Raw genomic sequence first — 25671 nt, 5'->3', positions numbered from 1 at the left:
TATCTCAATCTCCAGTCAAAATCGAAGAGGAACTGAAAGCAATAACCAGCTTTGCTTTCTTCGAACTGCATAAACGATCAATCTCCAGCCACTCATTTTCGGTTAAATTCAAGTTGATTTGGTCAATAGCCCCGTTAGCTTCCAAGCGGGAAGCGTACATTTTCTCCTTATCACCTTCCACCTTGGATATCAGATTTGGATTCTTGGGATTGTCGACTTCCACATTCGCCGATGATTTGACAGAAGCAACCGTAATTTCTTTTTCTTCAAATAGCCTGCGTGAACCGCCGTTATCAGTACCCGAGACATACACACGAACACGATCTCCGGCCCGAATACCGTTAGATACCGACAGCAAATATTCTTTGGGCATTTGGAAAGTTGCCTGCCGCTCATTCGGAAGCATATGATAACGATTTACCTTCCATTTTAAAATAGGCTCCTTCGTCCCTAGCGGTATCAACGTTTCCTGCCCAATAATCTCGTTCAGGCTAGTCAGCATACCTGGCGTGTAGCTTCCCTTTTGAACAGGTCGAAGTTCCACCATTTCCTCACGTATCAAGACGCCTGCACGAATAAAATCTTTTGGAACAACGACCGGAACCGTCTGCTGCATCTCCACCTGATTAACTTGCAGCACATATACGCCATACACGAGCATTGCCGCCATAACCGCAGCCACCACAGCAATAAGCAGGCTTCTCCTGCGATTCAAAATCTCACCTCCATCGACTTAAAAACAAAAAAACGCAGCTCTCGGACATTCATCCGAAATCTGCGTTCTTCGCTCATTAAAAATATCATAGAATCTTCCATATTTCAACATAAATTACGAAAAAAGCTCGTTCCTGTTTAACTCACTTACATTATTGCACTTCCGCGAGCGTTGGAAGCGCAGGAATTGCACCGCGGCGCGTTGTAGTGATGGCGCCCACGCGGTTGGCAAAGCCAAAAACGCGCTCGGCGACGCCAGCTTCAGCTAGCGCGTCAACCATGTTCGCAGGCGTCACGCCAAGCGACGCCAGCTGAAAGAGCATGCCGCCGACGAAGCTGTCGCCGGCGCCTGTTGTGTCCACGGCTGCCGCTGGCGTGCCGGGAATGACCACATCCTGCCGCGCGCTCACAACGCGGCAGCCCTCAGGACCTAAAGTGATGATAATCACTTTAGGTCCTCGCTGCAGCAGCTGCTGCGCCCCAGTGGTCGCGTCCACGCCGAGGAGGAATTCGATTTCCTCCTCGCTGACCTTGACCACATCCGCAAGCGGAAGCTGCGCAAGGATCTCTGCCCGAGCGCTATCTGCGCTCGGCCACAGCGCAAGGCGCACATTGGGGTCGTACGACACCAATGCGCCAAGATCTTTCGCCCTGTGCGCTGCGTCCAGCGTCGCGGTGCGGCAAGGCTCGGCGATCAAGGATACCGAGCCGAAATGATAGACCGCTGCGTCTTCCAGCCACTGCGACTGGACTTCGTCTGCGCGCAGGAGCATGTCCGCCGCCGGGTCGCGGAAAAACAAGAAATCGCGCTCACCGTCCGTGCGCAGCGACACAAAAGCCAGACCCGTCTTCGCCTCATCGGTCTGGACAACGGCCGTTTGCACGCCGACTTCGTCAAGCGTACGCACGAGGAAATCGCCGAAGGGGTCTCGGCCGATTTTGCCGATAAACCTTGCGTCGCCGCCTAGTTTGGCGACCGCCGCAGCCACATTGGCCGGTGCTCCGCCCGCCGCCCGCTGAAAGCTCGTTACGTCGGCCAAGGCTTGTCCGTTTACTTCGGGTACGAAGTCGATTAGAAGCTCACCCAAACACACAATATAGGTTTTACTCATAAGTCCTTACTCCCCTTTACTCTGATAGCCTAGTGCGTTCAACACATAGGTGGTTGTTTGCTGAATAAGCGTTTCCATATCTGGCCGCGGGTCCGTAAAGAGCGGCTCGAAAAAGTCTCGCTGCTTATAGAAAAATATCGAGCCTAATACAAACATAAGCGTACTATCCAGAGACCCAAAGTGAAAATGCCCCTCATTCCTGCCCTTTTCGAGCAGGTATCTCACCTTTTCCCATGCCGGAAAAACAAGAGATCGTATCTTTTCAATACGCGGGGACACCGTGATAATTTCCATTTGAATCAGACTAATCATTTGAGGATCTTTATTCCGGATCAAAATAATTTCTGCAATAAGCGCCTTAATTCCTTCTACGGGATCTTCAATGTCTAAGAGGCCGGAGAGCTTATGAGAAGGAAAAAACTGATGAAAAATTTCATAGAAAACGCTCTCTTTTCCACCAAAGTAATAGGAAACCAGAGCCACATTGGCCCCAGCTTCCTCACAAATTTGACGAACGCTTGTAGCATCATAACCATGCTCAGCGAATAACTTTTTTGCAGCAAGTACAATTTTCATCTTCATGTCTGACTCTTGGTATGCCATTCTTTAGCGCCCTCCTTATAATGAAAAGTTAAGCGGTTTGCGAGCGATGACTCGTAGCAGGTGCAGCCTTTACTTTTTTTATAGAAACAACCGCACAATCAACAGCTAGTGCAATAACTGCAATGAGAAGCAAAGAACTTACTTCTTTACCCACACCAGGGCCGCCGAACAAAATATTCATCAGACCGTTAACGGCATAAGTGGCCGGGAAAGAATTGCTCAAAGAATGATAAAAGCTCGACAAAAGCTCCCTTGGCACGATGGCCCCAGAAGATACCAATTGCAAGGATAACATCGCGATGTTAAATAGCATACCTGCGTTCCCAAACAATGTCAAAAACATTTGTGCAACCAAAGCAAACGTAAGCAAGAATAAAGATTCAAACGACCATAATGCCATAAACCCTTTCTCTACATGTCCTCCCAAAGCAACAACCATTGTTGCGCTAATGAGTCCAACAACTACTGCAGCAATTACGGTCAGTATGAAGCGTGCGGCAAATTTGCCCATTTTACTTACCGATGCACCGAGAATATTCGTGGAAACGCTGAAGTTCATGCCCATGATCATAGTTCCTACAATAGAAGCAAGTACAAGCATCATAGGAAGCATTTGATTCGGCATATCTTTAACTTTATTTGTACTCTGAATATCGGAGGTTACCTTATTAGCCAGTCCTTGCGCGATTTGCCCCGCTTGTTCAGCCGGCAGGTTCGGACTCATTTGAGTAAGCACGGCAGATGCCCCTGCGGCTACAGCTTCCTTGTTCACAGTTGCCGTTACATTGCCTGCTACCGCCTGCATCACGGGCTTCATCATGGACGGATTGGACTCATTAATTGTGTACGAAATTGGAGCCGTTTGCCCCGGTGTTTGCAGTTTCTTTGTAAAATCGGCTGAGATGTGTATAACCATTTGCACTTGGCGATTGTTAAGCATTTCCTGTGCTTTATCATTTGAGTCTATTTGCTCTGTATGAAAAGGCAGATTCGCTTTCAAATTGCTTGCCACTGTGTTCCCCATGCCTGGATCCTCGTTCACAATACCGATCTTCAAATTCTTGGTGTTATCTGATACACCTGCATACCCAGTCATCCAAATCAAACTGAATAACAGCTGAAACATAATGGCTGTGATGATGCCTACCTTCGTTGTGCCTTGCTTAAAAAATGCGCCTAGTGCTTGTTTCAAAATTACCACTCCTATTTAAATTCAAACGATCATTTTAATTAAACGTTTGTTTAAATTATAGGGGGGGGCATATTGGCTGTCAATCAAAAAAACAAAGAGAGTGTCGTCGGGGTAGGCTCCTTGACCCGACGACAAGATGCTAAGAGGATTGTTGGAGCGCATCAAATTGAATATATCACAACCCCAGAGGCTGCACTCCCAAGTTCAAACCGTTCCATCGTTGTCCATAAGATCCCAGATCCGAAAAAAAAAGCAGTCCTGTTTAGTGCAACAACAGAACTGCTTTTAATTCATTAAATAAGAGAAATTTTACCAATTGAGAATCATTTGGGCCGTTTGGGCTAAATCTACGATATCAATGAAGCCGTCTTGATTGAGATCTAAGCTCATCACAGAATTCCAGTCTGGATCAGATGACTTCTTGCCATAGGCTTTTACCATTTTCGACAAATCGCCGACACTTACTCGATTATCGTGGTTGATATCGCCAGGTATAGTTACAATAACCAAGCTTCGGAACAATTGCAGCGACTGGGTTAACGCAGTTTTCGCTTGATCTACTTCACTTTGCGTTGCCGAAGCATCACTTGCAATTTGAACTGCTGCACTAATAGCCGTATTCAGTGCTGCTTTCGACCCGGCAGGGTATTGTCCGATAAGCCTTCCTTCGGTTGCATTCGCATATACGTCTTTTGCTTCTGTAATCAGCTCGGTTAAATCCTGCTTCTCAATAGCAGCAATGTGAATGCGATGCGAAGATCCTGCAATTTCATGTTCAACATCATCTTGGTCTGCCATCACTACACCCAAAACCGTAACATCGACATCCCCCGGTTCTGCATTCGATTTTGCTTTGAATTGCAGCTTCATCAGGGCTCCATTCGGATCTGTTTGCAAATCACCGAAAAACACGTTAAGAAACCGGATTTTGCCGGGTTCTATCATTTTATAATCAACCACTTTAAAATCGTTACTGAGCGACACTGGTGCAATAAAATCCAGCTTATACGTATTGAAGGTCACGGTCATATCTTGAGCAAGTGCTTCGTGACTGTACCCGTTTAATCCAAAAGTCAAATCAAACACTTCGCCTGTTGACACCTTTTCAGGTCCAGTCAGATAGCTTGGGTCAAGATTACCTGATGGAGTTAGAACGGTCACAGTAGCAATTGCTGTCAGTGAAACTCCCTCTACTGTACCTGTTACGGTAAAACTCCCTTCTTTCGCGTAACTGGAAGGATCGATGAGCTCCCAGATGACTGGTAACTGTGACTCAGAACCCGAACTGTAAACGGCTGTTACAACGTTAGGCAGAACAGGTGCCGCTCCAACATTTGTAGATACTTGTACAGGCCGGATAGACCAAACATTTTCTGTATAAGGAACCAAAGCAGCTTCGTCTACATATAGAGCATCCGTCCCCGTATTCGTAAATACGATCTTTAGCGTCTCATAATCCATGTTTGGGGATTCGTACGTAAAGATGGAATCGATTTGTGACCAAACCATGGCCTCAAGATTACTTCTTTCCGCTATGGTCTTGGTATAAACAACCTTTCCAACCGTATCCAGAGCAATCAAGTTGATTTTCCCCGTTGTCCCTTCTTCGGAAGGCATAAAGAAGCCATTGACCTTGTACTTCTTGTTTGTCGTGACTTTATCCGTAATCACTTGGGCTATGCCGTTCGCAGCTTCTTCCCGATTCGAGATCAATGCCGAATAGGCCGTTGTCGAGCTGGCTGCTGTCGGAGGGGCGGAATAACTCTGACCTGTGGTACGATCAAATGTCGTGCCTGTTGCACCATACGCTCTTTCCCATGCAGCTGCCGGCGAATCTTCAAAACTTCCATTTTTCAAGATACTTCCGGAAGGAAGAACCGATTGGTCGAACTCAAAGCGGTCGATATGAAATAACGCATTTCCATTACCGTGAAACACCATATATACATCATGGTAACCATTAGCCGCCTTGTCTCCCGTATCGATCTGGATCGGATAGGACGAATAGGCATCTCCGCTGCCTTTGCCCGGAATGTTGAACGTGCCTACCACTCTACCTGTTGCAGGATCATCGATTCGTACTTCTATGAATCCGCCTTGTATAGAAGCCACTATCGCGTTCATGCTTAAAATATGCCGTCTGACAATACCGCCGTTGGCTGAGCCGTCGCCGAAGTTTACGTTAGCAAATTTAATATAGCTGCCGTTCGACACATCGGATAAAGCTCTATTGGCACCACCTTGGATGATGTTTAATTGGCCGGACGCCCCGTCATTGTCTTCAGCTTCAAGTGTAGAGAAAATGTCGCGCTTCGCAGTCAATCCGGGAAGATTGTGATCTGTTTGGGGTACAAAAGTAATGACTGAGTTTGCAGGAATGTTTACCTCAAAAGATCCGTCAGTCATGACTACCGGTTCAATCAGCTTTTGATTTTCACTGGCTGATGTGCGATAACCGACAACCGAAGCCGCACCTGCCGGAAAATGATCCAGTTTGAAGTTGACCACTTGATTCACTGCTCCGCTGTTGACAGCTATGATACTAAATTCGTTGTTTGCAGGATTTTTATAAGCTGAAATATTCACGCCTTCCACAGGGACACGGGTAGCATCGATCCGAATATCGCCTGGGTTAATAAAACGAGAGAAATTCCCAAATGTATATAACCGTTTAAATGTTCGATATAAGCCAGTAACTGTAGAGGCGTTCCCTTGGGGTGAGCCCGTCGTCGCTAATCGAATCAGGTCAGAACCATCAGCGCCATTATTCCCAATCGGCCACCACCACAAAAAGGAGTTGAAGCCAGGTTCGCTCGTAAACATATTCGTCAGCAGGTTTGCCCACTTGACACCATCCGTAATCGTCTGATTCGCATAAAGCTGCGTATTTGCAGCAGCAGAAGAGTTCGCTGTATTCTGCGTCATGAACTCTGTTTGCCATAACTTGAAGTTACGCAAAAAATCAGGATAAGCACCTGTTATTCCTGTAGATGTTAATGGACCATTATTGAAACTTGATGTCCCATACAAGTGCGTTGAGAATACATCGATGTATGTACTAGATGCAGGATCCTCGAGCATTGGGCGTCCGAGATTCAACGAAGCGTTCAAGTTCGTGCCTTCGGGAGCCACGATTAGGGGAGGGTTCATGCCCAGCTCGGCAAATTTCCCTTCATCAATGGCCTTTTGAAGCGTTGGACCTAAATAATTCTGCATAAAATCTTTATACTCCGCTGCTGTTATCACAAATCCCGAGTAGGAGCCATGCGCCGCTTCTGACTCGTTCGCTGGTCCGATATGGGTAATCGGAATACCGAACTCACGCTTATACCCAATAGCATACTGAACAAGGTAATCTGCGTAATCTTGATAGCTATCTGCTTTTAATTTGGCACCACTTTGACCCAAAACACTGCTATTCGTCTTCATCCAATAGGGAGGAGACCATGCATCGGCATAGAAAGTCTTCACACCGTAAGACATCGCTTCCTTCATAATCCAGACTTGCGCCTCATCAAAGTGTGCCTTGCGGGAAGCCCAGTCCGGTTGATCCCAGACGAAACCTTCATTCTTCTCTGGCCAAATCGTATCCGTTGGGCCATCGTAAAAGCGATTCCCCCACTCCGCTTTCGTGGCAGCGTTTACAATTCCGCCATCTCCAAGATTCGTACGGACAATGTTAAGACCTATTCCTTTATCATGGCTAAATATGAGATCCAAAAGCTCACGGCCGGCAACTGGGTCTTTATCATAAATTTGTTTGATGCCGGCAGCTTTATTAAAAGCGAAAGCACCTCCAAGTCCATCCATAACCTGCTTCTCGTTATCCCAATCAACCACGCTAATGGATGTTGCCGCTTTGACCTCAGGTATAGGCAGCCATCCTAAAACCAAAGAAAGACATAGGCTGAAACACATGACTCCTTTAAAGCTTGCTTTACGCACCTCGAATCACTCCCCCAAAATACTTTTGGCATTTGGATACGATCAACACTCCCCGCACACAGGTCTCCTTCCCCTTATAATCATCAGTCATAGCTTCAATAAAATAATATAACTAGTATTACTAGTAATACTTATTGTTGATTATAGGTTAAACGGTTAGCAATTTCAATCCTATTCCAGGGGTACCGAAAAAAAATAAAATGCTATCCTAAAAGTAACAATCATTATCAACGAATTAACCGTCTATAAATTCTTAAATGAAGAATTAAAAATACATAATAAATGAATAAGTACATAATAAAAGAGTAAAATAAATGATCGCGAATCCAAGTATCGAACTTCCGCTCGCCCGCCATCAGTTGAATAACGCGAGCACCAACGGGCATACGGTCGTTTCTTACCCCATCAATAAAGCTCACATACCGGGTGGATCGTCCGTAACAAAGATTGATTCCGTGCAGCTCTCCAACGAAGTCATTGCCATGGTCGTGGCCGACGAATGTCCCCATCACATCACCCATTTCCACCATCGCCGAGAAAAAGCCCGAATTCATCTGCGGACTCGAACTATAACCGTCATACCGGTACCCGTGGCAAACGTGGAAATCCCACACTTCGTTATACTCCGGCAGCGGAATATGAAAGAAAGCAAGCGCTGGCAATGGCTTGCCGCCACTGCGCATCTTTAACTCCCGTGACTGTTTTGTATACCAATCAATCTGGTCGCGCCCAATCCAAGCATAACCTCCGACTCGGCTGATAGGGGCAGCATAATCTCCGCTATCGAGAAAATAAAGCGCTGCAGCCGGTTCTCCGCTTTCATCCGTGATCGTCAAGACGCTGTCCTCGCGAAAGGTTAATTTACGCTTCATCGTTGAAACCTCCAAATTTGTATAATCAAGCTTTTCGAAACCAACCGTTACATTTTCTTGGCCGCTCATTTATAGCTGAACACGAAGATATGCAGCAGCACTGGAAGAATGATTAGGTAAAGTTGAATATTTTCTGGAATGAGGGCTCCTTTCAGAATTGATATATAGGTTAAACGGGCCAGTTATAATTTTTATATTAAAGATAGTCCTATAAGTAGACAACAAACACTTTTTGACCTGTTCGCCATTTTTCCCCGTCCATTATTCCGCCTCTCAGACTCTAGTTATTCTTCTCAGAAAATCCCACAAACAGAAAGAAGCCATGATAAATCAAGGCTTCTTAATTGATATTTTCATGTCGTTAGACTTTTAAAAACCGGCGGAGATGTCTAACGGCAAGAATTTTCAATAATTCCTAACCAATATCAGCAGCGAGCTCCATTCTTTATGCGTTTAATAAAAACATGAATGGCAGTTGAGGCCTGTTACCAAGCTCCCTAACTGCCATTTTGCTACGCAGAAAGTTGGTTCTGTGTTTGAAAAGTGAACGTGTCAGCCATTCACGGCCTCACATTCATGGCAGAACCATCACGATCACTTGAGTCTTCTGTATCCTTTATTTTGGACTATTATATGAGTTACTACGTTGCTACATTCTTGCGACTGATAAGGTTGCTTGGCGTTACAATCACGTTAACTTTGCCTTCTTTGTACGTGATGGTTGAAAATTTTCATCAAGAGATGGTTCCCACTTCCCTTGCACTAACGATTGCCTCAGGTAGAGAAGTAGTCCCTCTTCCTGTATTGCTGGAAATCATCGTTCTGGAGCTCGCTTTTGACTTGATTCGAGAAGCAGGTCTTCGAATGCCTAGACCGATGGGACAGGCTGTCAGCATTGTCGGCTCTCTTGTTATCGGTCAAGCTGCTGTGCAGGCAGGTATGGTCGGCCCTTTCGCCGTTATCATCGTTGCCATGACCGGCATCACGTCCTTCGCCATTCCGAATTATGCGGCCTCTTATTCTTTGCGGATGATCCGTTTTCCTCTATTGATTTTTTCAGGAACACTTGGATTGCTAGGCTTCGGCTCCATCTTAATGATAATGGTTATGCATATGCTCAGCATACGCTCTTTCGGGGAACCCTATTTGGCCCCCTTATCTCCGTTCCGTCCGAATGAACATAAGGATATTTGGTTCCGTGCGCCCTGGTTTGCCATGAAGAAAAGACCCGGGACGGCTGCCCAGGGAAACAGAACCAGACAAGCACAGAATACAGCTCCTACTCCTAGTGATTCCTCGAAGGTCATATCGCCGCTGCAAGGACAGGCGTCTGGGTCTACATCTGAAAACACAACAAATCGTCCCGCGCCTAAGCAGGCTCCTCAGGAGGATAAAACATGACCATTCCTTCTTCGAAATTGATTATGGTCTCTTTTATCCTCATCTTGCTTTTGATGACAGGTTGCGGGGTTAGGGATATTAACCATATGGCACTCGTGATGGCAATAGGAATTGATAAAGACAAGGGTACCGGCATGTTTCAAGTGTCCGCACAAATCGTTCGTCCTGCAGACTCTCGCGGACAGACGGGGGCACCGGCTGGAGGCACAGGGGATCCAATTTGGAGCGCCACTGCGCAAGGGAAATCAATTTTTGAAGCGATCCGCAATATTGCCCGGTTTAGCTCCCGTAGAGTGTACTGGGCACACAATAAAATTATCCTAATTGGAGAAGATTTGGCAAGAGACAGTATTACAGAGATATTTGATTTCTTTACTCGCAATCATGAGCTCAGAATGAACTCGTGGGTCGTTGTTACCCAAGGAAATGCTGCCAAGTATGTGGCAACAAAGACTGGCTTAGAGGTAGTCCCTGCCGACACCTTGGATAGCTTGTTCAATTACAGTCGTATTATCTCCGAGGCGCCTAAAACAGATTTGAAGTCGGTCCTTTCAGGATACCTAAGTGAAACCTCAACTCCTATTATTGCTATGGTGCACATAAAGAACAGACTTTTGTCGGAGAAAGTACCAACGAATCAAGGTGAAGTATCCCAAGTTGAGTTGGGAGGAACAGCGGTCTTTAAGAAGGAAAAAATGATCGGAACGTTAACGTCCCATGAGAGTCGAAGCTTGCTGTGGTTTGTTGAGAAGAAGACTTCTTTCATAATGGCGCTGCCAAGTCCAGACTATCCGGAATATTCCGTAAGTTTGGAAAGTCGCAAAAGTAAATTTGAAGTTAATCCGCGTTACGAAAACGGGAAGGTATCCTTCGATATTCACCTCGATATTCATATGAATCTAGTCGAAGCTCCTCGTACCGATTTGAGCACGACAGAATTGATGAGTGCCTTGGAGGATCAGACAGCAAAGCAACTAGAAGATGGAATCTCTGAGTTGTTGGATAAAGCACAGCATAAGCACAAAGTGGACTATCTCAATATGGGCAAAGTATTTCAGAACAAATATCCCATTCAATGGAAACAACTCCAAAAGAAGTGGAATCAAACATTCGCTGAAGCAAGCACGAGTGTAGAAGTTAAGGCACATATTAATAATCCTGTATTACTGCGTTTACCGACCCGGCCGATTGGAGAAAACAAATAGGATAAAGGGAGAAGTGCAGGGATGCAAATGAAGCGTATACAAATTTCCAACAGTATGCTCATGGCCGTCGTCATGACACTCATGTACTCGAAGGCTCTTGGCGTAACTCAGGGGAAAATGGCGAGAGCAGTCGAAGGCGACATTTGGATTTCCACCATAATTGCGATAATAACGGGAGCTGTGGTTATGGCTGTTACCGTTATGGCAGCAAGGCGCTCGCCCGAGCGGAATCTCTTGGAGCAAGCAGGAGATTTTGCAGGCAAATGGTTGGAACGGGTGCTTGGGTTTGTCGTATTTATTTTCTTCATAGGGGCTTTTAGCTCTGTATTAATTACGTACACGTACCATATCATGGATTATTTTCTTCCTGATGCACCTGTCTATACTTTTGTAATTGCGCAAGTATGTGTCTGTTTGTTCGGGCTCTTCAGCGGGCTTGAAGTCATCAGCCGAACGGCTTTTATTGGAATTCTGACAATGGTGAACCTAAATATCTTAATGATTATGGGCACTGTCCAACAACTGGACGTCCGAGAAATGCTGCCGTTGTTTCAGAGCGGAGTAGGACCTACTTTCTGGGCAAGCCGTTATTTAGATACAGATTGGGCAATGGCAACAATGGGAGCCGCTCTGATTTTGCCGCAAGTAAAAAAGAATAAACTTTGGAATAAGTCTGCGGTTGTGGGAGTCCTGTTCAGCGGTATCATCATACTGCAGTGGCCAATTATGGAAGTAGCCGTGATTTCACCGGAGGTTACGGCTCAGTATTTCGTTTCTTGCATGCAAATGGCAAGAACAGCTAGATTGGGTGTATTCATGCAGCGATACGAGATGATTATGGTAGCCATGTTCGTTATTCCTTTGTTTACCCAACTTATATTATGTCTGTATTGTGCATGCAGAGCAGCGGCCCATTCTTTTGGGGTCAATAACGATCGAAAGATGATTATCCCTGTGACACTGTCCCTCTCAGCGTTCGGGTATTGGATCGTAATGGATCATATGCGCGCATTCGAATTCCTTGAATCTTATTGGCCACCGATTGCACTGCCCGTTGCATTGCTAGTACCGTTCTTAGTGCTGATCTTGGGATGGATAAGGAAACGTAAAGGATCCTTAAAAGTAAAAGCAACTCCCCAATCTTAGATTACGGGAATTATGTATCAAGGTTTATTCGCAAAAGAGATCCCCCTACATAGTTCATGTACGGGGATCTCGCCTCACTTGTACAAATAGATTACTTACTTGCAGGAGGCTGATAATCTCCAGGCACCATGCCCGTTGAAATCGCGATGCGATTCCAGCAGTTAATGGCATTAATCGCCATGATTAAATCAACAAATTGTTCCTCGTCAAAATGTCTACGGACTTGGTCATATAATTCCTCTGGCACGCCGGCATCCGAAATTCTGGTCACAGCTTCTGTTAATGCTAATGCGGCACGCTCTGATGGTGTATAGAATGGAGCTTCTCTCCATGCGTTGAGCAAATACAAACGTTGCTCCGTCTCGCCCATTGCACGCGCGTCTTTCGTATGCATATCAATGCAGTAAGCACAGCCATTAATTTGCGAAGCGCGAATTTTAATTAACTCCACTAAGTTGCCGTCAAGACCGCTCTTTTTCACGTACCCTTCCAATTTTAAAAGTGTTTGTAAAGACTCCGGCTGCACTTTCGTATAATCCAATCTGATTTGCATGTGTATGACACACTCCTTCGTTTTTTATTGTTAATGAAATTCATATTTTATTGCGCTGAACTTACAATTTCGGGCTGAACTCTCGTTTATCATCGACAACATTAATCGTCGATTAAATATATCTATAATATATCTCTTTCGTTACTGGCTGTCAACAACAAAAAGCGAATACGACTCATTAGCTAAAAATGCCAAATCCCCTATTTGACAAGGGTCTTAAATCCACCTAAGATGATTTATAATAACTTTTTTTAATCTGAAAGCAGGTGTTTGCATGCAGTATAGTATTGGCGTTGAATATGGACTGCATTGCTTAGTATATTTGATTGATATTCCTCCTGATTCTACGATTGGGATTAAAGAGCTTTCCGCTTTTCAAGGTATTTCCGAGACTTATCTTTCGAAAATATTCAGTAAATTAACCAAAGCTGGTATCGTAAGCTCTGTCCCTGGGGTTAAAGGTGGCTATAAATTAGCCAAGTCTCCTGAGGATATTTCTTTTTGGGATGTCGTTGAAGCTGTTGAAGGGGTTACGCCTATATTTCAATGTAAAAATATCAAAGACAATACTTATTTATGTAATAATGACGAAGAGTTTGCAGCATGCACCAAAGCTTCTCCTTGTCTGATTAACATGACTATGCTCGAGGCTGAAGATAGTATGCGCAATGTTCTGCGTAACAAGTCGCTTACTTGGCTTAATGAGGAGCTTGATCGCATATTAACCCCTCAATCCCGCAAAGCTACTCGCGAGTATTTTGGTACCAGCAGCAATGTTTAATGAGCTCATGGCCTAATAAAATCAAGACACCTGACATCCTTTTGATGTTAGGTGTCTTTCATTTTTGTGGGAACATGAAGAATTGACCACCACCCCCCCGTTCTTTAACAATTTCTTAACGAAATAATGTTGTAGAAATAATAGTTGCCTGTTAAAATCAATACAAAACACACAATAAACAAATTAAAAACACATTTTAATTGTTGTTATCAGTTACTTCTTTTATCCATTATTTGTTAGGGAGGCAGCGGCTCAATGAGTTTTCTAAGTGATTTTCGCACCATGGTTCTCGGTATTTTACTAGAGTCGTTTCCGTTTATTCTGCTAGGCGTCGTGATTTCTGCATTGCTGCAAACATTCATTAGCGATCAAACACTACAGCGATGGATACCGAAAAAAACAATTCCCGGCATCCTTTTTGGATGCTTGCTGGGCATCGTCTTCCCGCTTTGCGAATGCGGAATTATCCCTGTTGTACACCGGCTGATCCGCAAAGGCATGCCGCCTTATATCGGCCTTGTCTTTATGATGGCCGGACCGATTATTAATCCTGTCGTGTTTACGTCCACTTTCGTTGCATTTCGCGCTCATCCGGAGATGGCGATTGCCCGCATGGTGCTTGCGTTTGTCACAGCGGCTATTATTGGGCTGTGGGCTGCACGAGGCGTACGCGATTCAGCGCTTCGCACGCCAGTGAACAATACGATTGAGCATGTTACTCCGATCAAAAAAAGCCTCAAACGACCTCTCCCGACTCAAAAACCAAAAGCAGTTGAATTGAAAAATAAATGGCACGAAACACTGGAACACGCCGCCATCGAAATGTTTGATGTAGGTAAATTTCTAGTATTAGGCGCCACTGTAACTGCTTTACTGCAAACGGTTGTAAGCAAGAAATGGCTTCTTACATTAAGCGATGGAGACTTCACTCCGCATTTGTTTATGATGGGGCTCTCCTACATCCTTTCCATCTGCTCCACCGCAGACGCTTTCGTCGGCGCAACGTTCATTCCGGGTTTCAGCCTTGGCTCCGTACTCGCCTTTCTCGTTTTTGGCGCTATGCTCGATATCAAAAGCACGATGATGCTGCTTAAAGTGTTTCGAGTCAAAACCGTCGTGACGGTTATGCTCATTTCAGCTGTAGTTGTTCTATTAGGGTCCGTCGCATTCGATCAACTGTATTCTTACTAATAAAATGGAGGCAAGGTAATTATGCAAAAATGGTCCACGTTTGCGCATCGAATGATTCGAACCGCCGTCTTACTAGCATTCGTTATTTTCATTGTACAGATTAGCCGCTCCGATGCTTTGATATATTATGTCGCTCCGACAATGGATATCTGGGTGAAAAGCCTTGCCGTTGGCATGTATGTGTTGGCCATGCATCAGCTTTATTTGGCGGTTCGTGACATCCGCGCCAAGAATAAAACAGCGGCGACCACCTGTTCATGTTCAGCGCATAGCCACGATCACTGGAAACCCGGCGTTATTATCATGTATGTAGCTTTAATTATCCCACTTGTTCTTGCTTTCTCATTCCCTAGTGCGGTATTAGGCAGTCAGATGGCAGCCAAAAAAGGATTAAATTTCACCCCATCGGGCATCCTAGTTAATAACAATTACGGCGATGCAAGTCCGAACTTAATTCCGAATGATAAACTGCAAGTAGATACGGGACAGGCCTTTCCGTTTAATGAATACACCAAGCCTTACGCCAAGCGGGCTGTGGACATGTACAAGGAGCCTCTCATTGTAATTAACGATGATTTCTATATCGAATCGCTGACGTCGCTGGACTTGTATCAAGATCAATTTGTAGGTAAAAAGGTACAGATTAGCGGTTATATTTACCGCTTAGATAGCATGAACAAAAATCAATTTGCCTTAGGAAGATTCTCCATGAGGTGCTGTGTCGCAGACTCTGTCCCGCTTGCTATCCTGGTGGAAACCGATTCCCCGGAACAATGGAAAACCGATATGTATGCAGTCGCTCTCGGCACCATTGAGAAACGTCAATTTGACGGTAAAGACGTATTAGTAATCGTTGCAAAAACAGTGGACACCCAAGATGCACCCTCAAGCCCTTATGTCTATCAAAATCCCTACTTTGGAAGTTAGAGAAACAGCCCGCACACTTGTGCGGGCTGTTTTTTACACTCGTCTTTACATTCAGCTTGACTTGGAATATTTCAACCTGCCTCGCCTGTAAAAAAATAAACAAAAGCAGAGAAAAATCTCTCTGCTTTTGCCTAATTCCGCTCAATTAATTCATGAATGTCTCAAATTGTAGCAGTCGTTTCATAATGACCGCTGCTTGAGCACGTGTTGCCTTATCTCCTGGCATGAAACTGGAATTGCTTACTCCGTTCATAATGCCAGCGTTAATTGTTCGGGCAACCGCGTCTTTGGCCCATCCATTTATTGATTTCTCATCTTCAAATGTCTGAAGTGCCTTGGTATTCGCTTCAGCACTGTTACCTGCGAGCGCCATCGCTCGCGTAATCATTACCGCCATTTGTTCACGTGTAATATTGGCATTAGGGCTGAACGTCCCATCTTCAAAACCTTCTACCAGACCAGCTTTAACAGCTGCCCCTACCGCTCCGGAATACCAATCGGATTCCTTCACATCCGTAAACTTTCCAAGTTTCGCCTCAGTCAATCCAAGTCCACGTACCAAAAGTGCTGCAAATTCCGCACGCGTAATTTGATTTTCTGGGATAAAGTTCGTCTCTGTCATTCCCTTGATCACTAGCTTGGAAGCCAGAAGCTCAATATCCGCCTTAGCCCAATGACCGTTCAAATCATTAAACGACTTTGACGATTCTACAACGGTATAAATGCTGTTGCCCAGACGTTTGATCGTTGCTTGCATGCTACCGTCTGATGTTGTAAAGATTGCCGGTACAAAGTCCATTTCACCGGTAGTTGGATTGTACATGATGGCTGTTACGTTTGCTGCATTAATTACCTTAGTAAGAGCAAGTGTTCTATGCACATACGTTTTGCCAAAATCATTTACTGTAACAGACTTGCCGTTCGCTTCAGCAGTTACAGTAAAATCTACGGCTTGGGACAAAGATTTGTAACCGGATTGTTGAATCTTTGCATCCAGTTGACTGGCGACCGTTCCGTTCAATTTCTCGAGAGTGACGCTGATTTTTACATTTTTCACATCGGTGCCAAGTGCGTTCGCCAAACCTTGCACGTCAATCGCTTTGACTGGCAAATCATATGTCACGTTATCAAATTTTACGGAGATGACAGCATTTGGAACCTTCGACTGGGTATCTTTGACTACCTCTGCCGGAAGTTGGACTTGCGCCGCATCTGTAGTACCTTTTACTTCCAATTGAATTTCATTTTTATTTTCTGATGAGCTCAGAGCATTGATGGCTTTTTGGATCGTTGCTGCATCCACATTCCATCTGGACGTTGTTTGTCCGTTTTCATCTTTCACAACTTCTGGCGATGAATTAACCAGTTGAACCCCGTTAATACTAGTTGTTTGTGTTATTTCTTGGTCCGTCGTTGTTGATGGTGTTCCATTTGGATTTGAATCTTCTGGATTAGGATCTTCAGGATTAGGATCAATATGGATAACTAAGCTTTTAAATTTGTTCAAAGCTTGCGTCAAGGCGATTTCCGCCTCGTCTATTCCTTGCTGACTCACTGCATTTGCAACCACTGTATTGGCCTCATTGATTGCTCTTTGCAAGTTAGAAATGGAGCCGATTGGATATTGCCCATCCTCGGAACCTTCTACTGCGGTATTTACCGCATCCTGTCCTTTAGCGATGAGTGAAATCAATGTTGATTTATCCAATACGTTAATTTGTACGTTAAATGTAACAGCATCCAGCGAAGTCGACTCCCCTGATGCATGCCCAAGCTGCACTTGAGAGAGCGTTACACTTGCGCTTGTCGCCTTACTAATTTCTTTGGACTTCCATTGAAGTTCCAACAACTCTCCGTCGGAAGTAATACTGTTATCTGTTCCTAGGCTTGCAAGCAAAATTCTAACTTGGCCTGCAATATCTGTTTTAACTTGCAACTTTTCCAGGCCAGACTTCAAGGATGTTGCTGAAACAAAATCCAATACATCTGGATCAAACTGGAATGTCAAATCCTGGGCAAATACAGCTCCGTCTACACGGCTCAATACGTTGCTTAATCCATATTTTATGCTGAAACTTTGCCCGGCGAGAATCGAAGGCAACCCTGTTATCGTTGCAATTGGAAGCCCTGTCTGCGAACCCGGTTGCCGTGTTACCACAATGGTATAAACATTTGCCGTGCCATCTAGCGCTGTAACCTTTACATCGACAGTATTAGCACCAACGTTTAAATTCTGGACTCCAGTCACTACTACTGAAGCAGTAGGATCTGCTGTCGTGTAGGTTACGGTTGCAACCGTAACTTCATTCGGAACAGTCAGCGTATAACTTAATTTATCCGTTGCAAAACCGCTCAACGAAGCACCATTGACTTTCAAGTCTGTCAAAGTTGCATCGCCGCTGGAGGCTTTTTTACCCGTAAAATCAATCTCACTCATGCTGGTGTATGTTGCGGCAGGGTCATACGTTCCAGTAACGACGAATTTCACATACCGGCCCTCTATCGCTCTATTGAAAGAGACGAAGTCCTTATAAACCGACCCTGTCCAGGTCTTGCCAAACGTTCCGGTAACCTTGTTTGCCGGATTGCCCAAGTAGGCAGAATCCTTTAAATCCGCCAGATTATCGGAAGCGTATAGTTCAAATGCTTTTGGAAACTCCATTTTACCTGAATTCGTACGGCTCTTTCTCTGTATACCGCTCAGTTTATAAGTATCTTTCATATCCATGATGACCCAATGAGGGAATGGGGCAGCCGGGGGTTCCCATCGGGAATGCCATATGGTTGCTTCTTCGCCATCCAGGATATTGCTTGCTACAGCATTCTCATTGTCTGCATAAGAACTGTAGGAATTGATCACAAAATCCTTTTTCGGGATAAAGGTGTAAATGAGATTGTTCTGAGCATTTTGCAAAGCCCAGTTCAAATCCATAAATGCTTGATCGATTGCCAACTCATCTGAACCCGCCGTCAAGACCTTTGCGGCAGCAAGCTTATCTGTCAATTCATGCTTCAATTCTTCAGGAATAGACAATCCAACAGTTCCATCCAAATACGCAGTGAATTGATCAGCTTCCTGAATCTTAACTGTCAACTGAGCGAAGTTGTATAAACCTTCCGTTGGATCTTCCATGTGATATGAGTCGGAGAGTGCCTTCGCTTCTGTTGCGGACAAGGCGCGTTTCCATATTTTCAAATCGTCCAAAGTGACATTCGCCCCGCCATTACCTTTATTCCCATCTGCCCCGAGAATAACGTGATAAGACGTATCCAGGTTGGCTGTGCCTAACAAGGAGATGTCCTTCGTTGCTTTCATGATGCCGTCCACATACGTGGAGGCCGTCTTGTTGATCCGGTCTACTGAAATCGTAAAGTAGTGCCAATCCGTTCCTACGTTTGTCGCTGAGTAATCAATTCGATTGGATCCGGAGGTTGCCATGTTAAGTGACATATACTCTGTAGCTACAGGTCCGATGTACCAACCAGCATTTGCACCTGAGGTCCAGTTTTTATTAGAGAGAACCGTCTGATCGCCTGCCAAATCGCCCTTGTGCCAGAACGAAACTGTGAAGTCGCCACTTCCGAACTTTAAGTCGGATCTATCGCCAAGATCGACATAGTTGCCATTACCTGCTGCAATATTAACAGCTTGTCCCGATTTGCCCTCGACGAAGGTGACAGTACCCGTTTGGCCAGCAAAACCGGCTGCACCGGAAGCATCCTCGTTCAGATTGCCGTCGAATTTCATATCGGAAACAAGTTGATTCCACATCGTTGCAGGGTCAATCGGCGTTAATTCAGGCTTGGTTCCTTCAGTCCTGTAGGTGGTCTGCAAAGCAGCGCTTTTGTTGCCATAAGCATCCACGGCCTGAAGGGTAAGAATGTAGTTCGTCGCTGGATCGAGTCCAACCATTGGGATATTCATTCTGTTCGGAATCGGTGAATAGTAAAAGTCCGACAAAACGTTGTATGATTTTGCTACTTTCACCGTCCTCTGATCATATAATTTAACTTCATAATGATGCATGGACTGATCATCTTTGGCCTGTCTGAATGAGAGCACCGGTACGTTATCTGCACCCTTGACCACTTTCATTTCGTGGTTAGCTGGGAACTGAGGTGCCGTTTTGTTACGATTGCTTGGCGTGTACGTGAAATTGCTTTTGATTTCTTCATTGGTATTGCCATTTAATCTCACAACCCATTTCTTGCCCGCTAATGCGCCAGCGCTGTTGAATGCAGCCCGTCCATCTTTATTAATTTCTTGCCAGGCTCCTCCAACGAACAAATAATTCGGATCGCCGTTATACTCCACTCGCTCAATCTCGATGCGATCCTGATATACTTCAATAAATTGGGATTGATTTATCCGCTTGTGACCGAACGCATCGTCCGACAACCCGTCTTTCCCTGCAGCAGAATATCCCCACTCGTTCTCAACGTAAGACATCGATCCGACATTAACCTCGGTGAAATCTTTCTGGTAAATGGCCCGATCATCGTTAATGTTCAAATGCGAATGCCCTGACAAAACCATGACTTGCGGATAATCCTGTAAATCTGTATACAGGTTCGCATTATCTGCTTGCATGCCGTCCATGACTGTACCGGTAATCGGATGGTGCAGCGTTATGAAGATCGGCTTGTTGCGATTCGCCGGGTTTCCTGTTATTGCTGCGAGCCGTCCTTTCAACCAGTTTCTTTGTGTCGTATCGTTTTTGTAGCTGTTCCCGTTCAAGAAAAAGAAAGAGTAGCCGCCAATCGTTTTCTCGTAATAGCCGTTCGCCTGATCCGTAAACCATCCGGCAGGATAACCATTTTTAACATAGGTGGCGGAGGCGTCATGATTACCGATGGCAATCTGAACAGGCATATCCGACCAGTTTTTGCGAGTCATCTGTTCTTGGAAGACTTCGCTTACAAACGCATGATCAGGTCCTTTACCATCGAAATTATCGTTAATCAGATCGCCTGCAATAACAATGGCGTCCGGTTTTGAAAAGATAGATGAAATGACATCAAAATTGCTGGCATACCTTGCTTTAATTTGAGCTACCGATTCATCTTCAAAACCAGGGCTAAGATGAACGTCCGACATGGCAACGAATTTCAGCAGCGGTTGTTCAGCCGTCTTAATTATATAGCCGTACGTCGCAGGTTTGCTCCAGACGCCGCTCTTCAAAGCAATAACAGAAATATTCGTCGATTCCGTCACAGCGATCGGCGTGCCAGTAAACTTGAGGCTAGTTTCATCAGGCAATGTGCCGTCGAGCGTATAATAGATGTCCGCACCGGGCGTTGCGGTCGTAAGCGTAACACTAACGGAATGCTCATATCGGCCTGCTGGTACTGAGGACATCGGCTTTTCAACCGTCTCGGCGGCAAATGCTGTTGGGACCAAGCTCGCTACTCCCGAATAAACAGCCGAACAAGCGATAGTGCATGCCAGGAATGTGGATATGAATTTCTTCGTATTTAACATGAGGATCTCTCCTTTATAGGGAGAAAAGCATTCAGCTTTTCTCCCGAATACTTCATTAATTAATGCAATATTGCATTAGCAATTGCAACGAGGTCAATAATATCAATGACACCGTCGTGATTGATATCTGCTTTTGAGATCGAATTCCAATCCGGACTGGTTGAACTTTTACCATAGTTAAAAGCTACGATACCAAGATCGCCCACGTTGACTTTCCCATCTCCAGATACATCCTCAGGTATCGAAACAATGACCGATTGACTAAATGCTAGCAAGGATTGATTTAAGCTGCTTACTGCAAGATCTATGACCTGCTGATTCTCTGCGTTCGCAGCCGCCGTACTAGCCGCATTTATCGCTGTCTGCAATGCCGCTTTGGAACCGTTTGGATATTGCCCAACCGCATTGCCTTCCACCGCCGCATTCAACGCAGCCTGTGCTTGCGCGATGAGTGAGATTAACGCCGATTTGTTCAAAACGGTAATTTGCACGTTATTCGTAACAGGAGCCAAAGAAGTCAACTGCCCTATTGCATTACTAAGCAAACCTTGGGAGAGTGTAATACTCGCGTTTGCAGCCTGACCAATGGCTTTGGCTTTCCAATCTAACTTCAACAAATCTCCATCAGTAGAAATGCCGCTGCCAGCTCCTTGGCTTATAAACATAAGTCGAACTTGGCCCGCAGTACTCATATCAACAGACACCTGTACTAAGCCATTCTTCAAAGATGTTACAGAAACAAACTCCAACAAATTCGGATCAAACTGGAACGTCAAGTCCTGGGCATATACAGCTCCATATACACTGCTTGATACGTTGCTTAATCCATAATTTACACTAAAGCTTTGCCCTGCGAGAACAGGAGATGTCCCCGTCATAGTGGCTATCGGAATAGATGCCTGCGACTCCGGTTGCCGGGTTACCACAATGTTATAAACACTAGTCGCGCCTTGCGCCGTTACCGTAACGGTGACCGGATTAGCACCAACGACCAAATTCTCACCGCCATTAACCACTACGGTTGCAGTTGGATTCGCTTTCTCATAGGTCACAGTTGCCACGGTTGTCCCATAAGATACCGAATACGTATAGTCGAGATGACTCGGGACGAAACCGTTTAATGAAGTGCCATTCACTTTCAAATCCGTCAAATAACTCGCATTGACGCTTGAAACTTTTTCACCCGTAAAATCAATTTCACTCATACTGGTATAAGCTGCGCCGGAGTCATAAGTTCCAGTAACGACGAATTTCACATACCGTCCCTGCACAATTTTGTCCAATGAAACAAAATCAGTATAAACGGTACCCGTCCAGGTTTGGCCAAATGTACCGGTAGCCTTATTAGCCGCATTCGCCAAGAATGTTGGATCATTTAAATCGGCCGCATTATCCGAAGCGTACAATTCAAATGTCTTAGGGAATTCCATCTTACTTTGATTTGGACGGCTCTTTCTCTGAATGCCGCTCAGTTCATATGTGCTCTTCATATCGATAACGACCCAATGCGGGAAAGGAGCAACTGGTGATTGCCATCTGGAATGCCAAATGGATGTTTCCTGACCGTCCAGAATATTTTCCGGAAGAGCACCCTCATTGTCTGCGTAAGAGCTGTAAGAATCAATCGAGAAATTGGTTTTCGGAATGAATGTGTAAGTAATGCCGTTCTGGGCTGCTCGCAAAGCCCAAATCAAATCTAGATACGCCTGATCAATTACCGTTGCTCCAGAGCCAGAAGTTAGGGATTTTGCTGCCGAAATCTGGGCTGCGAGCGCATTTTGCACCTGCACAGGAAGCGATAATCCCTTTGTTCCCGTAACATGGGCAATGAATTGCTCGGACTCTTGAATTTTTGAGGCCAACTGACTGAAATTGTATAGAGAGTCTGATGACCCTTCCTTATAGGAGTCGGATAACGCCTTGGCTTCTGTTGCGGACAAAGCGCGTTTCCATATTTTCAAATCGTCTAGCGTAACGTTCGCTCCGCCATTGCCTTTATTGCCGTCTGCCCCGAGAATAATGTTAAAAGAAGTATCCATACTGAGAGCACCTAGCACCGAGATGTCTTTGGTCATTTTCACAACGCCATCCACATAGGTTGCAGCTGAATTATGTGCCCGATCTACGGATATCGTAAAGTAGTGCCACTCCTGACCAACGTTTGATGCTGAATAATCAACTCGTTTGCCATCAGCAGCCATGTTAAGCGTCATGTTATTCGCAGTAGCAGGGCCGACATACCAGCCTGGATTTCCGCCGGAAGTCCAGTTTTTATTAGAGAGAATCGTCTGATCTGCTGCCAGATTGCCCTTATGCCAGAACGAAAGTGTGAAATCGCCACTTCCGAACTTTAAGTCGTCTCTGGCGCCAAGATCGACATAGTTGCCACTACCTGCTGCAATATTAACAGCTTGTCCGGACTTACCTTCGACGAAGGTGACAGTACCGGTTTGAGAAGCCAAACCGGTTGCGCCGGAAGCATCCTCGTTCAGATTGCCGTTAAATTCCATATCCGCGACGAGCTGGTTCCACATCGTTGCCGGGTCAATCGGCGTCGATCCAGGTGCCGTTCCAGCCGTCCGGTAGGATGTCTGGATAGGAGCGCTTTTATTGCCGTAAGAATCCACCGCTGTTACCGAAATGACGTAGGAGGTTGCTGGAGCCAAGCCAGCCAACGGAATATTCATTTTGTTCGGAATCGGCGAAAAGTAATAATCCGATAAAACATTGTATGATTTCACGACATCAGCCGTTCTTTGGTCATACAATTTAATTTCGTAGTGATGCATGGACTGATCGTCTTTGGCTTGTCTGAAAGAAAGTAGCGGTACACTATTTGCTACGGGTAATACCTGAAGAGCATTGTTGACTGGAAATTGGGGAGCAATCTTGTTGCGGTTGCTTGTTGTGTAGGTGAAGTTGCTTTTAATTTCTGCGTTGGAGTTTCCTTGTAGTTTCACAACCCATTTCTTACCCGCTAAAGCGCCAGCGCTGGAGTAAGGAGGCGGGGTACCTGCTCCTTCTTTCCCTATCCCTTGCCATAAACCTCCATTAATGATGGAGCCTGGATCGCCGTTATACTCCACTCGCTCAATCTCAATGCGATCGCTGTACACCTCAATAAATTCGGATTGATTATCCGGGAATTGGTCACGGCCTTCCATTAGACCTTCATGCGTGACAGCTGCATAGCCGCCCTCTGTTTCCACATAAGACATAGATCCCAGGTTGACCGCTGTAAAGTCTTTCTGATAAATGGCACGATCATCGTTAATGTTCAGATGTGAGTGACCGGATAAAACAACGACTTGCGGGAAATTCTGTAAATCCGTGTACAAATTCGCATTGGTGGATTGCTGCCCGTCCATAACCGTACCACTAATCGGATGATGCAACGTAATAAAAATCGGCTTGTTAAGGTTTGCCGGATCGGCTGTCAGTTCTGCAAGCCTTCCCTTTAACCAGTTTCTTTGGCCCGTATCACCGTTGTAGTTGTTCCCGTTCAGAAAGAAGAAGGAATAGCCTTTGATCGCCTTTTCATAATATCCGTTTGACTGGTCCGTGAACCATTCAGCAGGATAACCATTTTTCACGTCAGCAACACTAGCGTCATGGTTACCGATGGCAATCTGTACGGGCATGTCGTTCCAGCCTTTTCGTGCCATTTGCTCCTGAAGAACGTCGCGAACAAAAGTATGATCTGGCCCCTTCCCGTCGCCGTTGTCATTGATCAAATCGCCTCCGATCACAATGGCATCTGGTTTAAAAATGGAAGACATGACATCAAAGTTACTCGTATACCTTGCCCTCGTACTAGCTTTAACATCTGCATCGTTTGTACCGATATGGAGGTCAGACATAGCTGCGAATTTCAGCAGTGGTTGTTCGGTTGTCTTGATTATGTAGCCATACGTTCCCGCTTTACTCCAGACGCCGTCTTTCAAGGCAATAACGGAAATATTCGCTGACTCTGTGAGGTCAATCGGCGTCCCATTGAATTTAAGGCTGGTTTCGTCTGGCATCATGCCGTCCAACGTGTAATAGATGTCTGCCCCCGGAGTTGCTGAAGTTAGCATCACGCTAACAGGGTGTTCATATCGGCCTGCCGGTACGGAAGGTGCTGGTCTGTCAACTGTCGACGCAAAGGACACTGGGATAAAGCCCGCTCCCGCTGAATACACAACGGAGCAAGCGATCGTACAGGCCATAAATGCGGATACCATTTTCTTGGTATTTAACATGATGAGTCCTCCTTATAATATCTTCGATTTGCCACTAGATGTGTTCAAAGAAATCGTCTGACTGACCTGGTGAAAACTAGCCTCCTTTTACATAAAAACAATAAATAAACACATCAAAACATTTTATTTAGTTGTTTTTATATTGTGTTTAATTGTATTCTATTGGTCTTTTGTTCGTAGAATGTTAATTTCATATTGTGATTTTGTAAATATGATGGGCTGATTGTACAGAGGCGCATTTGGAGATTAAACGGATTAAACAAGCTTCGTTTACAATAATATTGGTTGACTTTTATCAAAGATCCC

Annotated in this window: 16 protein-coding genes; 7 read left to right on the top strand and 9 right to left on the bottom strand. The window is 45.2% G+C overall.

The window, feature by feature from the left end:
• Positions 1-4: 4 nt before the first annotated feature.
• The 4 genes from AC58UW_RS26210 to AC58UW_RS26195 all read right to left on the bottom strand — a co-directional run bounded on the left by AC58UW_RS26210 (position 5) and on the right by AC58UW_RS26195 (position 3621).
• The gene (locus tag AC58UW_RS26210; protein ID WP_497423502.1) at positions 5-715 is read right to left on the bottom strand and encodes a CpaB family protein; all 711 of its coding nucleotides are present in this window, start codon (positions 713-715) and stop codon (positions 5-7) included.
• Positions 716-866: 151 nt separating this feature from the next.
• Entirely contained in the window at positions 867-1826 is a 960-nt protein-coding gene (locus AC58UW_RS26205; protein WP_497423501.1) for a PfkB family carbohydrate kinase, read from the bottom strand.
• A 6-nt stretch (positions 1827-1832) separates the two neighbouring features.
• On the bottom strand, positions 1833-2429 hold the full coding sequence (locus AC58UW_RS26200) for a TetR/AcrR family transcriptional regulator (RefSeq protein ID WP_497423500.1): 597 nt from the start codon (positions 2427-2429) through the stop codon (positions 1833-1835).
• A 28-nt stretch (positions 2430-2457) separates the two neighbouring features.
• Entirely contained in the window at positions 2458-3621 is a 1164-nt protein-coding gene (locus AC58UW_RS26195) for a YhgE/Pip domain-containing protein (RefSeq protein WP_497423499.1), read from the bottom strand.
• Between the two features lie 72 nt (positions 3622-3693).
• On the opposite strand from AC58UW_RS26195, the gene AC58UW_RS26190 reads away from it, so the two are divergent.
• Entirely contained in the window at positions 3694-3918 is a 225-nt protein-coding gene (locus AC58UW_RS26190; protein ID WP_497423498.1) for a hypothetical protein, read from the top strand.
• 12 nt (positions 3919-3930) lie between these two features.
• Here AC58UW_RS26190 and AC58UW_RS26185 read toward each other — a convergent pair whose 3' ends face one another.
• Complete coding sequence (locus AC58UW_RS26185) at positions 3931-7566, bottom strand: Ig-like domain-containing protein (RefSeq protein ID WP_497423497.1); 3636 nt, start codon at positions 7564-7566, stop codon at positions 3931-3933.
• 227 nt (positions 7567-7793) lie between these two features.
• The gene (locus tag AC58UW_RS26180) at positions 7794-8438 is read right to left on the bottom strand and encodes a metallophosphoesterase family protein (protein ID WP_497423496.1); all 645 of its coding nucleotides are present in this window, start codon (positions 8436-8438) and stop codon (positions 7794-7796) included.
• A 576-nt stretch (positions 8439-9014) separates the two neighbouring features.
• On the opposite strand from AC58UW_RS26180, the gene AC58UW_RS26175 reads away from it, so the two are divergent.
• From AC58UW_RS26175 to AC58UW_RS26165, 3 genes are read left to right on the top strand one after another with little or no spacing between them, the layout of a single operon-like run.
• Entirely contained in the window at positions 9015-9839 is an 825-nt protein-coding gene (locus AC58UW_RS26175) for a spore germination protein (protein WP_497423495.1), read from the top strand.
• Positions 9836-11044, top strand: a complete 1209-nt coding sequence (locus AC58UW_RS26170; RefSeq protein WP_497423494.1) for a Ger(x)C family spore germination protein — start codon at positions 9836-9838, stop codon at positions 11042-11044. Before AC58UW_RS26175 ends, AC58UW_RS26170 begins: the two co-directional genes overlap by 4 nt.
• A gap of 21 nt (positions 11045-11065) precedes the next feature.
• Entirely contained in the window at positions 11066-12190 is a 1125-nt protein-coding gene (locus tag AC58UW_RS26165; protein WP_497423493.1) for a GerAB/ArcD/ProY family transporter, read from the top strand.
• Positions 12191-12281: 91 nt separating this feature from the next.
• On the opposite strand, the gene AC58UW_RS26160 is transcribed toward AC58UW_RS26165, so the two are convergent.
• Complete coding sequence (locus tag AC58UW_RS26160; RefSeq protein WP_497423492.1) at positions 12282-12743, bottom strand: carboxymuconolactone decarboxylase family protein; 462 nt, start codon at positions 12741-12743, stop codon at positions 12282-12284.
• Positions 12744-13017: 274 nt separating this feature from the next.
• Here AC58UW_RS26160 and AC58UW_RS26155 point away from each other — a divergent pair, with 274 nt between their 5' ends.
• From AC58UW_RS26155 to AC58UW_RS26145, 3 genes are all read left to right on the top strand, one after another.
• The gene (locus AC58UW_RS26155; protein WP_497423491.1) at positions 13018-13524 is read left to right on the top strand and encodes an RrF2 family transcriptional regulator; all 507 of its coding nucleotides are present in this window, start codon (positions 13018-13020) and stop codon (positions 13522-13524) included.
• A 255-nt stretch (positions 13525-13779) separates the two neighbouring features.
• Positions 13780-14715 (top strand): permease, encoded by a 936-nt coding sequence (locus tag AC58UW_RS26150; protein WP_497423490.1) that lies wholly within the window; start codon positions 13780-13782, stop codon positions 14713-14715.
• Between the two features lie 21 nt (positions 14716-14736).
• Complete coding sequence (locus AC58UW_RS26145) at positions 14737-15642, top strand: TIGR03943 family putative permease subunit (protein ID WP_497423489.1); 906 nt, start codon at positions 14737-14739, stop codon at positions 15640-15642.
• A 145-nt stretch (positions 15643-15787) separates the two neighbouring features.
• Here the strand turns inward: AC58UW_RS26145 and AC58UW_RS26140 are convergent, their stop codons facing one another.
• Positions 15788-21124 (bottom strand): S-layer homology domain-containing protein, encoded by a 5337-nt coding sequence (locus AC58UW_RS26140; RefSeq protein ID WP_497423488.1) that lies wholly within the window; start codon positions 21122-21124, stop codon positions 15788-15790.
• A 59-nt stretch (positions 21125-21183) separates the two neighbouring features.
• Positions 21184-25365 (bottom strand): LamG-like jellyroll fold domain-containing protein, encoded by a 4182-nt coding sequence (locus AC58UW_RS26135; protein WP_497423487.1) that lies wholly within the window; start codon positions 25363-25365, stop codon positions 21184-21186.
• Positions 25366-25671 lie beyond the last annotated feature (306 nt).

The organism is Paenibacillus sp. J22R160 (assembly GCF_059692135.1).
This window is presented reverse-complemented; position numbering and strand designations above follow the sequence as displayed.